This is a genomic window from Nitratireductor sp. XY-223, from assembly GCF_004959855.1.
In the GTDB taxonomy this organism is placed as follows: Bacteria; Pseudomonadota; Alphaproteobacteria; order Rhizobiales; family Rhizobiaceae; genus Hoeflea_A.
Window position 1 is genome coordinate 328,112 of sequence record NZ_SPNT01000006.1, and the last position, 6,899, is coordinate 335,010.

A 6,899-nucleotide genomic window follows, 5' to 3' on the forward strand; every position below is an offset into this window, starting at 1 on the left:
CGCCGCAACAACGCGTTGCGGCGGAATTCTGACAGTCAGAGCCTAGCCGGTTAAACAATTACGTGAGGAAGAAGCGTGCCGCAAACAGCCACTGAAAACCTGATCCGGAGCTATCTCGACGCCTTCAACGCCAGCGACAGCGAGGCCATGCTGGCGCTGCTTTCGGAAGACGTCATCCACGACATCAACCAGGGCGGCCGCGAGATCGGGCGCGAGAAGTTCCGCTGGTTCAATGCGATGATGGCCGAACACTATTCGGAAACGCTGGGCGACATCGCCATCATGGTCTCGGCCGACGGGACCCGCGCGGCGGCGGAGTTCACCGTGCGCGGCACGTACCTCAAAACCGCCGAGGGCCTGCCGCCGGCGAGCGGCCAGTCCTACAGCCTGCCGGCCGGCATCTTTTTCGAGGTCGAGGACGGGCGGATTTCGCGGGTGACGACCTGTTACAATCTCAACGACTGGATCGCGCAGGTGGAAAAAGATGGCTGAGATCGCCTTCCGCACGCTGACGGGCGCGGCGCTGGAGGCGGCGCTTGACGATCTGGCGGGCCTGCGCATTACGGTCTTTCACGAGTGGCCTTATCTTTACGAGGGCGACCGCGACTACGAGCGCAAATACCTTTCCAAATTCGCAGCCTCGAAAGGCGCCGTCATCATCGGCGCCTATGACGGTGACCGGCTCGTCGGGGCGGCGACGGCGGCGCCGCTCGAAGATCATTTCGACGATTTCGCCGAGCCGTTCGAAAAGAAGGGACTGAGGGCCGAGGACTTCTTCTATTTCGGCGAATCCGTGCTGCTTCCCGAATACCGGGGGCGCGGCGTCGGCGTGCGCTTCTTCGAGGAGCGCGAAAAGGCGGCGCGCGCGGAAGGTTTCAGCCGTGTCGTTTTCTGCGGCGTGATCCGGCCGGAGAATCATCCGATGCGCCCGGCGGACTACGTGCCGCTCGACCGGTTCTGGAAGAATCGCGGCTACGAAAAGATGGACGGCCTCGTCTGCGACTTTCCCTGGCGCGACATCGGCGACGCGGAAGAGACCCGCAAGCCGATGCAGTTCTGGACCCGCACGCTGGCGGGCGGCTGACAATCTTCCCTTAACGCAATGTTTGCGTATTCGCTGCAACCTCCAGTTTTGTTGACATCATCGTCATCCTGTGAGGATTTACTGTGACAGAACCAACCGTTTGGGTCAGCCGGGCCATGATGGATTCGACGCTGATCAAGCCATTCATCATGGATGTTTTGGAAGCCGACAAGGAAAAGGCGGTCGAAACGATCCGCTTGGCCGAAAAGGGAGTTGCTGTAGAGCGAGATCGCTATCCCTTGAAAATGTGGGTGAGTTATCCCGACAGGTGGGAAGAAAATTTACCGTACATTTTTACTGCTGGTGGATTTTGGACGGTTTCCCAAGAGCTTGCGGACGTTCTGCAGCAATTCGGCCTCGGAAGCACCAGGCTTTATCCAACCGAACTCTTTCAGCACGACCGGGTAACGCCCATTGAGGGAACATATTTTTGCCTGGCCTTCGGTGAGCAGAAAGCGTGTTTCGAGCCGGATGCTTCACCGCGCGCGCGCAAAATTTATCCGGACAAAGATCTTTGGAAGATGAGTCTTGCTCCCAAGGACGACGACCTGGCTTTAACACACAATGCTCTTCTTGGTGTTGATCTCTGGATTGATCCCAGAGTTCGAAATGCAATTTTTCTAAGTGACCGTTTGGTCGAAGCGCTGAAGGCGGCAACGCTGACAAAACGACTTGGGCTGCGGAGGTGCCGAGTTCTTCTAGTCCACTAGTCGCTGAAGGGTGAAACGATAAGGAGCCAAAAATCTATAGTGCAAAAAAATTCGGCTATAACTGTCTGAAAAATATACATATTCAAAAACAATCGCTTCCATGAACGCTAGATGAACGACCGGTTACGGCAGCGTTCAGGCTCACATTACTAAAGTTTAATCATCGCCAAACACAGCGATCGACAAACCGATGGAATGGAGAGCACAATGTTCGCAAATATCGCCAAAGCCGCCGCGCTGACAGCGCTGATCGCTGTCGGAGCCAACACCGCCACCCCGAGCCACGCCGAAGCCGGCAATATCGATTTCGGCATCTATTTCGGAACGCCCGGTTACGGACCCGGACCTTACTGGGGCCCGCCGCCGCGCCCGCACCGCGGTGTCTGCAAGCCGCGCCGCGCCGTCAACAAAGCCTGGCGCATGGGTGTCAAGAATCCGCGCATCGTGCGCCGCAACCCGAACCGCGTCGTCGTCCGCGGCTGGCGCTACGGCTACAAGACCAAGGTGGTCTTCGCCAACCGCCGCCACTGCCCGGTCATCGCCTACCGCTAAGCGCATTCCGCTGGCAGTCGCCCACCCATAAGCCAGCGGTCTTCCCCGGCACCGGCCTGCAAGAACAGGCCACCGCCGGGGATTTTTCTGTCTACTGGTCGATCTCGAAACTGACGTTCACATTGACCTTGTAAGCATTCTCGCCCGTGGCCACAGGCACCGCCGCGTCGGCGGTCGCCTGCAGTGCCCTTTCGGCGCGCGCCACGGGCAAAGGCTGCGGCCGGAACTGCTGCTCGCTGATATCGGTGATGCGGCCGAGGGTGGCGCCGGCGGCCTCGACCAGCGTCGTCGCCTTGGAAACCGCATCCTTCATCGCTTGCGTCCGCGCCTCGGTAATCGCCGCAGACGGGTCGTCATTGGTAAAGAGGATTTGACCGCCCTGGTTGACGCCGAGGTCGACCGACTTGTCGAGGATCGTTCCGAGATTGTCGAGATCGCGGATGCGCACGGTGAGCGTGTTCATCACCCGGTAGCCGGTGATCACCGGCTGCGCTGGCTCGTTGTCCTTGCGGTCCGGATAGAAATATTGCGGGTCGATGGTAAAGCCGGAGGTCTGCAGGTCGCGTTCCTCGACACCGTCGGAGCGCATGGACGCAAGCACCGCGGCCATTGCCGAATTGTTGGCGTCGAGCGCTTCGCGCGCCGTCTTTTCCTGGCGCATGACGGTGAGCGTCAGCACCGCCATGTCGGGGGCGAGGCGGGCCGTTCCCTCGCCGGTGACCGAGACGATGCCGGGTTTTGGCGCGTCGGATTCCGCCGCCAGCGCCGGCAGCGGCAGGACGGCAAGGGCAAGGACGAGGGCAGGGGCGAAGGCAAGATTGCGGCGCGAAATCATGGGAAACCTCAAAATATGTGTGATCGGGCGGCCCAGTCATATGAAGCCATTGCGGCAATGTCTTGTCGCGGCTTTCAATATGGTTTAAGCGGGTCCGGTTCGCGCAAGCCGGGCAACGGTTTGCGCCGGGTGGGGCCTGTAGCTCAATTGGTTAGAGCCGGCGGCTCATAACCGCTTGGTTGGGGGTTCGAGTCCCTCCGGGCCCACCATTTACCTGTAGTCTTGCGAATGTAGCGCGCCGCGTGGTTTTGGATTTTTGACACCGGGTTTTAGAGCAGCGCCGCTTTTTCACGTGTCCTTTTCGGATGTGCTACCCCTCAACGAGGATAGTGGGGCTTTGGAGAAGTCTGCGTCATTGTCGCCTGGTTCATCAAAAAGGCCGGGAAGGCCGGTAAGAACTGGAGACGTATCAATGTATCTGAATGAGGAGACTGGTCTAACAAACGCCGATTCCATTGTTGCAACGGAGGATTGCAGTGTCCTGAGCGTTGTTTCGATATGGTCAATCTTTGCGGCTAGCTCACCTTGTTCCGGGGCTTGACTAGGAACAATTTCCCTAAACATGTCCGGCACCGCGTCAATCGGGTTCGCGGCTGTTTCCTTCAAGCAGGCGGTGATGTCCTCACGCAGCTTTACGTCCCAACCCGGTTTGTTGTTGTCAAAAGTGAAGACGCGATAAGGCCTCAAATCGAAAGGCACGTCCTTAATGTTGTTGGCGACCAACACGACCGGTTTTCCCAAGGCGTGCGCTAATCCGAGTTCGTAAAATACGTTTGGATTTTGTTCTGTCAGATCCGCGAGGAGCGGCCCCGATTTCTGGATGCCGCTCCAAATGTCACTCATGATTTGGGATGACATGAAAATATCGTCAGCCCGAAGGGGTGTCAGGTTCGCTGCTTCGACCGCCGGTTTGTAGATGTCCTCGAACCGCATGTCATAGTAGCCACCAAATGGCATCATAACAAAGCAGGTGTCCTGCGTCTTGGCCTTAGCTGGAGCAGACGCTGCAACATCACCTTCGGCAACCATGGATCAAGTCCCCTACGTATCTCGCGTGGAGGTTTTAATAGCCCAATTTGCCGATTGGGTCACCAGTATGCCTGGACCGTCGCCTGGGTGAATTCATCCTAGTGTTACCCAAAGCGCGTCATAGCCCCTTCGAAACCGCTTCATCCCCACCGGAACGTGGGCCGAGTACCACAAATATTTGAGCATCCTGCCGGCGGAAGTCGACCAGAGGAACGGTTCGGCTACCGCTCGATGACGACCAGGTTATCCAGGATGGTTCGATACATTCAGTGATCCCATTTCAGTGACAATAATCGAGCGTAAGAGACTTGCCGACATGTGCGACAGAAACAAAGGTCGCACCGTGTCCAGCTCCACAATTAGAACTCTCGGCGATCTGAAGCGCGAGGGCTGGCGGGTCCAGGCGCATTGCACTTGGCACCGCTGTGGCGCCTCGGCCGAGCTCGATCTCGATAAGCTAATACGCAGGTTTGGCGCGAAGTTCGTTTTTATCAATGAGATGGCTATTACGAGCCGGCTGCGGTGCCGGAAGTGCCGAAACAAATGCGGCTCAATTCGGTATACGCCACCCTACAGTGGGGACAGTCGACCACGTCCATCATCCTCGAAGTTTTGTTAGTCAACACGTTTCGCTATTAATGATCCGCGTTCGGCTTGCGGTCGAGGCAAACCGAATCACGATTTTCAATTGACCAAATCCTTAGATAACAGGCCATTTCAACATGCTATTTGACACCAACATATTTCCGATAAACGTAATTTGGCTCTTTCAGAGTGTTGCCGACTTAATCGCACCATCTGATAAATCAGTTTGGATGCATTTCCGCGAAGATCCGGTGATGACAACAGCGACAGTCACAATAGCAACATTCACAGCGATAATGGCCTGGATGCAGGGGCGCGCGCACCGATTTCAAAAACGAGCCAGTCAAGCCAACTATCGACTGGCGATATTTGAGAAGAGAATGGCAGTGTATTTTGCCGTTGAAAAGTACCTGAACTTGGTCTCGCGAAACGGACGGCCCTCAATAGATGAAGCATCCGAAATGCGATTTGAAGTACGCAACGCCGCATTTCTTTTTCCAGATCGTGTGCTGGAATATGCCGAGGAACTGTTCAAAAAAAGCAACGAATACAACTATTATGAAAACCTGAGTGAGCCACTGCGAAATAGGGCTGATCTCAATGAGGACGAACAAAATCGGCTGCGCGAGTGTATTGATAATCAAACCACAATCCAGCAATGGTTTTTTGAACAGCTGGAAGCAAATTCATTCAAGATAGTTTTTAGCCCCTTCCTTAAGTTGCCGGAAACACTGAAATGATTGTGGGATCAGCGGCCTCAACACCAAATAATCAGCTCGCGCACCGCCTTCCCCTTTCCCCCTTTGACCGAGTAGCTGCAGTCAACCGACACCATCTGGAAGTCTGAAAACATCTCCCGCACCTCCGGCCGGTCGTTGATCGACAAAATACAGTGACCTTGATACGTGCAAGGATCTCGGCCATCTGCGCAAAATCCTCCCGACCGAACACGCCACAACCATAGTCGCTTTCATTCCCCCAATAGGGCGGATCGAGATAGACGAGCATGCCCGGCCGGTCCCAGCGACGTATGAATTCCTTCCAGTCCAGGCACTCAATCACGACACCGGAAAGCCGTTCGTGAATGTCCTCCAGGAGGGGTGCCAGGCGCGTTAGGTTGAAACGCGCGCCGCCGTGTTTGTTGACGCCGAAATTCCGGCCGGACACCTTGCCGTCGAAGGCTGTCTTTTGCAGGTAGATAAAACGCGCTGCGCGCTCCAGGTCGGTCAGAATTTCCGGGTTGCTCGCCTTCAGCCGTTCGAATTCCCGGCGCGATGTGACCTGAAACTTCAGCATGTCCATGAACTGTGGGTAGTGCCGCTGCAGGATGCGGAACAGGCGCCCCCTTCCATCGCGACCATCCGCATTCCAAGGCCCAGGCCGTCATGCCGGAAGCGGCGGTGTATGTACATTCCTTCGATTGATGCGATAAATTGCGGTCATGTCTTCAGCGAGTTTTGCTTCACGCATGGCCGTCTCCGTCTCCATGCCGAATCTAGGGACGGATGCGGAACAGTCGGTCAAGGTCGGCTTCCTGGCACCCCTGACCGGTGACGTCAGCTCCTGGGGCCTTCCCGGCTACAATGGCTGCCAGATCTGGGCTTCCTGGATCAACGAGGCCGGCGGCATCCTCATCAACGGCCGGAGGCACAAGCTTGAAATTATTCCGTATGACTGCGGTTATGACGGGGAAAGGGCGGTCGCCGGCGCCCGCAAGCTCGTTCTGGAGGATAATGTCAAGCTGCTGATGATGCTTGGCGGCGATACCTTCCTGCCGATCCAGGATTTTGTCACCAGCAGACGGATCCTGACCTCGACCCTGCTGCCCAGCGACCTTTCGCCGGATACGCCCTATCTGATCGCGCCGTGCGAAGTGCATCCGATTTACAATGTGACCGGCGTTGACTGGCTCGCCGAAAACCGGCCGGAACTGAAAACCGTTGCCATGTGCGCCCAGCGCGATGCGCTCGGCCTGCCGTCGATGGGGATGTCCCGTTCTCTGTTGAAAAAGAACTGAGGATTGGGTGGCGTTGCTTCCCCTGAGCATTAAGCTCAGGGCATTGAACCTGAAAGGAAGCAACACCATGAAGACGATTAGCACATC

General features: G+C 56.6%; 8 protein-coding genes, 1 tRNA gene and 1 pseudogene. 7 read left to right on the forward strand and 3 right to left on the reverse strand.

All coding sequences use genetic code 11. The features are described from left to right. Positions 1 to 75 precede the first annotated feature (75 nt). The 4 genes from E4M07_RS20730 (at position 76) to E4M07_RS20745 (ending at position 2,346) form a co-directional block, all read left to right on the forward strand. Positions 76 to 492 (forward strand): ketosteroid isomerase-related protein, encoded by a 417-nt coding sequence (locus E4M07_RS20730; RefSeq protein WP_136660299.1) that lies wholly within the window; start codon positions 76 to 78, stop codon positions 490 to 492. Continuing rightward, entirely contained in the window at positions 485 to 1,084 is a 600-nt protein-coding gene (locus E4M07_RS20735; protein WP_136660300.1) for a GNAT family N-acetyltransferase, read from the forward strand. The genes E4M07_RS20730 and E4M07_RS20735 overlap by 8 nt, the downstream gene beginning before the upstream one ends. Before the next feature lie 83 nt (positions 1,085 to 1,167). Continuing rightward, a complete protein-coding gene (locus tag E4M07_RS20740; RefSeq protein ID WP_136660301.1) occupies positions 1,168 to 1,794 on the forward strand; it encodes a hypothetical protein in 627 nt (208 codons plus the stop codon). 207 nt (positions 1,795 to 2,001) lie between these two features. After that, positions 2,002 to 2,346, forward strand: a complete 345-nt coding sequence (locus E4M07_RS20745; RefSeq protein WP_136660302.1) for a hypothetical protein — start codon at positions 2,002 to 2,004, stop codon at positions 2,344 to 2,346. Positions 2,347 to 2,437: 91 nt separating this feature from the next. Here E4M07_RS20745 and E4M07_RS20750 read toward each other — a convergent pair whose 3' ends face one another. Continuing rightward, on the reverse strand, positions 2,438 to 3,181 hold the full coding sequence (locus E4M07_RS20750; RefSeq protein ID WP_136660303.1) for an SIMPL domain-containing protein: 744 nt from the start codon (positions 3,179 to 3,181) through the stop codon (positions 2,438 to 2,440). 132 nt (positions 3,182 to 3,313) lie between these two features. Between E4M07_RS20750 and E4M07_RS20755 the strand changes: the two genes are divergently transcribed. Further along, positions 3,314 to 3,390 (forward strand) — tRNA-Ile (locus tag E4M07_RS20755). Between the two features lie 79 nt (positions 3,391 to 3,469). Here the strand turns inward: E4M07_RS20755 and E4M07_RS20760 are convergent. Continuing rightward, positions 3,470 to 4,210 (reverse strand): hypothetical protein, encoded by a 741-nt coding sequence (locus E4M07_RS20760; protein ID WP_136660304.1) that lies wholly within the window; start codon positions 4,208 to 4,210, stop codon positions 3,470 to 3,472. A gap of 722 nt (positions 4,211 to 4,932) precedes the next feature. On the opposite strand from E4M07_RS20760, the gene E4M07_RS20765 reads away from it, so the two are divergent. Next, complete coding sequence (locus E4M07_RS20765; RefSeq protein WP_136660305.1) at positions 4,933 to 5,535, forward strand: hypothetical protein; 603 nt, start codon at positions 4,933 to 4,935, stop codon at positions 5,533 to 5,535. Between the two features lie 17 nt (positions 5,536 to 5,552). Here E4M07_RS20765 and E4M07_RS20770 read toward each other — a convergent pair. Next, positions 5,553 to 6,133 (reverse strand): annotated as a pseudogene (locus tag E4M07_RS20770) (DNA adenine methylase); the annotation flags it as partial. Positions 6,134 to 6,236: 103 nt separating this feature from the next. Between E4M07_RS20770 and E4M07_RS20775 the strand changes: the two are divergent. After that, complete coding sequence (locus E4M07_RS20775; RefSeq protein ID WP_136660306.1) at positions 6,237 to 6,812, forward strand: ABC transporter substrate-binding protein; 576 nt, start codon at positions 6,237 to 6,239, stop codon at positions 6,810 to 6,812. Positions 6,813 to 6,899: the final 87 nt, after the last annotated feature.

Excerpts from the sequence above, each read along its gene's own strand:
- E4M07_RS20775 (WP_136660306.1), top strand. The coding sequence starts at position 6,237 with ATGTCTTCAGCGAGTTTTGCTTCACGCATGGCCGTCTCCGTCTCCATG.
- E4M07_RS20735 (WP_136660300.1), top strand. The coding sequence starts at position 485 with ATGGCTGAGATCGCCTTCCGCACGCTGACGGGCGCGGCGCTGGAGGCG.
- E4M07_RS20745 (WP_136660302.1), top strand. The coding sequence starts at position 2,002 with ATGTTCGCAAATATCGCCAAAGCCGCCGCGCTGACAGCGCTGATCGCT.
- E4M07_RS20765 (WP_136660305.1), top strand. The coding sequence starts at position 4,933 with ATGCTATTTGACACCAACATATTTCCGATAAACGTAATTTGGCTCTTT.
- E4M07_RS20760 (WP_136660304.1), bottom strand. The coding sequence starts at position 4,210 with ATGGTTGCCGAAGGTGATGTTGCAGCGTCTGCTCCAGCTAAGGCCAAG.
- E4M07_RS20750 (WP_136660303.1), bottom strand. The coding sequence starts at position 3,181 with ATGATTTCGCGCCGCAATCTTGCCTTCGCCCCTGCCCTCGTCCTTGCC.